The organism is Achromobacter marplatensis, assembly GCF_002209535.1.
In the GTDB taxonomy this organism is placed as follows: Bacteria; Pseudomonadota; Gammaproteobacteria; order Burkholderiales; family Burkholderiaceae_B; genus Achromobacter; species Achromobacter marplatensis.
In genome coordinates this window covers 1-3,129 of record NZ_NJIG01000040.1, presented here as the reverse complement: position 1 = coordinate 3,129, position 3,129 = coordinate 1, and the positions used below count along the sequence as shown (strand labels likewise).

At 58.5% G+C, this 3,129-nt stretch carries 7 protein-coding genes; all 7 read left to right on the top strand.

The features are described 5' to 3' along the window. Positions 1-85: 85 nt before the first annotated feature. Positions 86-418: a hypothetical protein gene (locus tag CEY09_RS31690; protein ID WP_088591674.1), complete on the top strand. Its 333-nt coding sequence runs from the start codon at positions 86-88 to the stop codon at positions 416-418. A 240-nt stretch (positions 419-658) separates the two neighbouring features. After that, positions 659-841: a hypothetical protein gene (locus CEY09_RS31680; protein WP_088591672.1), complete on the top strand. Its 183-nt coding sequence runs from the start codon at positions 659-661 to the stop codon at positions 839-841. A gap of 42 nt (positions 842-883) precedes the next feature. Continuing rightward, positions 884-1,042: a hypothetical protein gene (locus tag CEY09_RS32245; protein WP_158218704.1), complete on the top strand. Its 159-nt coding sequence runs from the start codon at positions 884-886 to the stop codon at positions 1,040-1,042. Between the two features lie 880 nt (positions 1,043-1,922). Next, on the top strand, positions 1,923-2,135 hold the full coding sequence (locus CEY09_RS31675) for a hypothetical protein (RefSeq protein WP_088591671.1): 213 nt from the start codon (positions 1,923-1,925) through the stop codon (positions 2,133-2,135). Further along, positions 2,132-2,329 (top strand): hypothetical protein, encoded by a 198-nt coding sequence (locus CEY09_RS31670; RefSeq protein WP_088591670.1) that lies wholly within the window; start codon positions 2,132-2,134, stop codon positions 2,327-2,329. Before CEY09_RS31675 ends, CEY09_RS31670 begins: the two co-directional genes overlap by 4 nt. A gap of 8 nt (positions 2,330-2,337) precedes the next feature. Then, positions 2,338-2,727: a hypothetical protein gene (locus CEY09_RS31665; RefSeq protein ID WP_088591669.1), complete on the top strand. Its 390-nt coding sequence runs from the start codon at positions 2,338-2,340 to the stop codon at positions 2,725-2,727. Between the two features lie 89 nt (positions 2,728-2,816). Continuing rightward, the gene (locus tag CEY09_RS31660; RefSeq protein ID WP_088591668.1) at positions 2,817-3,089 is read left to right on the top strand and encodes a hypothetical protein; all 273 of its coding nucleotides are present in this window, start codon (positions 2,817-2,819) and stop codon (positions 3,087-3,089) included. Positions 3,090-3,129 lie beyond the last annotated feature (40 nt).

Sequence of the window (3,129 nt, the reverse complement as noted above, 5' to 3'; positions counted from 1 at the left end):
GGGAACAGCCAGGTAGCGCGCTGCTCCGGAATTCATCCGCCAGCCCGTTCCTAGAGCGGGCTTACGAATGAACAAGGAGAGAGAAATGGCCAACATCAAGTACTTCAGCGACGTGACTGACGAAGCCGTAGCGCTGACTGCACCGCATGGCATGCCGAACAAAGAGTTCACCGCACGCTGGCCTGGTGTACAGGGCATCCGCTACGACGGCTACCAGATGCTGGTCGGCCACGAAGGCGGAAACCTGGGCGGCGCCGTGCTGCCGGTCACCCGCAAGATCGAATACAAGTCCCAGCCGTCGCGCCATGAGTGCAATGCCAAGTGCGTGAATGGCAAGCACAACGGCACCTGCGAGTGCAAGTGCGGCGGCAAGAACCACGGCGCCGGTATGTTCACTTCTCTTCTCAAGGCAGCCTGAAATGAGCGAAGAACCAAAGTTGGTTGTGATCGATGCCCGCCGCAATCCGTGGCGCCTTACCAGATTCGACGGGCGAACTATGGGAGAGGTTGCGGAATTGATTGTGCCGCCGGGCGCCTCAAGGGAAGAAGTGACCGAAGCCATAGAGGGCTTCCGAACTCGGTCTTTAGAGGCGGTTGAGGCAGAGACCTAACTGCCCGCTTCTTTCAGGATTCATACCGATTAACAAGGAGAACGAGCATGGATGAAGAAGGCAACGTACTCTGCGTGGTTGTGGCGGTTTACGCCTACAACGTGCAGCGCGACACGAAGATCGAAGCGATGGTTAAGTCGGGAGCTGATCCAATTTTCGCGGCATGTTCACTCGGCGGATTGCACGACTACCTGTGTTCCGTGTACGCAGCAGGCGAACGCAAGCGCTAATCCCCCATCCCGTTGATAAGCCCGACGGGCAAAGGAGAAGAGATGACCAAGCGCGAAACGGATCTTATCGCCGCACTTGAACGGCTTATGCGCAGCTACCCAAGAGACCACGATATGTATGCCGCTGGCTGGAACCAGAGCCAAGTTGATGAGGCGTGTAACGCGTATGACGCAGCAAGAGCCGCTCTAGCCGAAGCCTAAGGCGATCAATGTTTTCCCCCTGGTGCTGCATAGCAGCCGTAGCCGCACGAAACGCGGCGCTATCAAGAGAGGCGGTTGACTGGCTCAAGCTGTGGCCGCTTCTGTGAAGTTTGCGCAGCCGCTGGTAACTCCTCACCAGCCGCCTCCCTTGATGGTGAGAGAAAGCGATGAAGCCGCTGGTCATTCTTGAACCAGTACGTGGTGGAGCAAGTAGGTGCCATCAACTTCGAAAGCGGATGCGGCGGCTGGCCCTGAAAGCCTGGGCCTGTAAAGGCGAAATGAAGCCCAGTCCCGACGTAGCGAGTAGAACGACGACGCCACGTCGCTAAGTATGGCGCAAGCCGGGAGAGTAGCCCGTCTGACCACCCCGGGAAAGTAGCGGGGACTATCAAGAGAACCCGTTGCACCCGCAAGGGACGGCTAGAAGTGCGCGCACCGTGCGAGGCAGTCTTACTCCGCTGTAGCGGGTTCTCTTGATGGCAGCAGTACCGCCCAGGCGATGGGCGACCAATCGCGACTGACACGCGGAGCCGTGAAAGCCGGCCGACTCTTGTCAAACCCGGGATCGCATCCGGGCCATCACCCTCCGGCTGGGTTAAGTCCGGCTGTCGAAAGCGGATGCCGTGCCACATGGTCCAAAAGGGGATCGGCGCGGATGTAGCGAGTAGGACCGCAACGAGCGTGCAGCGCCGAGCGCGTACGCAGCAGACGAGCGGAATCAACACGGCGGTGGAAGTCCGCGCTGGAGACGTAACCAGCATCCCCCCTAGGCCGCTCAGGCCGGCGAATCCCAATCCCACCTAACGCCATACGTCAGCCTTACCCAAGGCTGGGGGTTCGCCGCCCTGAGCGTCTCAATTCAATCCGCAAGGAGCAAAACATGGAACGTAAGACTTACCAAATCGTGATGCGCCTGATCGAGACTCGCATCAGCGAGCAGACAGTCAATATCGAGGCGGATTGCGAAGCAGATGCCCGTGTGTTGGCCAAATATGAAGAACTGCCCAGCTACATGTGGCAGAAAAAGCCCTCTAGTGAGCGCGTTGCCATCGTTGATGTGAAACACATTAACACCGTAGCGGCGGCGGCATGAGGCGCGCCCTCATTCTCGTAGCCGTCCTGCTGGCTGGATGCAACTCTGAGGCCAGCGCCCCGACCATCGAAAAGAGCATCAACGCCGATGTGGACGGCTTCACCGGTACGCCGCTCAAGTTCTTCGACACTGAAACCGGCGTGACTTGCTACTACATCGGATACCGCGCGATGTCCTGCGTAAAGACCAAATAGGAACGACCATGAGCACGATAAAGCTGCCGGAGTTGCCCGCGCCTTTTGAACCCGAATGGCCCGACCTCAATCCTCACGCCCTGGGTTGTGGTGTCGAAGATCGAGGCATCGTTAGCCGGTACGAAGCAGCCGAATACGGGTTCCAGGATGGCGTGAACAAGGCTGCTCAGTGCGTCCCGGAGGACATTTACACCGGGGAGCAAATGCGTGCCTACGCCGAGGAAGCTGTACGCCAGGCTCTGGCGGCGCTTGGGAAGGCCATCTCGGCGCAAGCCAATATTCAGCGGTTCAACTACCAAACCCACGGCTGCAATCCCTATTTCGAAGGAATGGCGGACGGTTTGGACGTTGCAGAGCAAAAGGTTCTTGCCGCTATCCCGGAGACCGGCGATGGATGACCTAAAGCAGATGCTTCGCAACGCCTGGGACATGCGCTGGTACTACGCGATCCTCCTTGGCCCTCTGGTCTATTACGTGGGGTGGTGACATGGACCGATTCCATGGAGACGAGCAATACCAAATCCTGACCGCCACCGTCCAGGACGTATGCCAGACGCTGGGCAATCCTGCTAGCTGGGATGCAGACAACCACGACGCGCTGTACTGGGCCAAGCGGCTGGGGGATGCGGACTTCTTCGCCAATCTCGGACCCGCTGACCACATGGCGATTCTGAGCGCGGTGATGAACAGCAATTCTCAATGGTGCTTGCCCTTGCAGCGGGATATCAAGCACGCGATCAACATCGAACTGGAGGGGTAAGCATGACCACGCCAAACGGCAACATTTTGGCCCTTTTCCA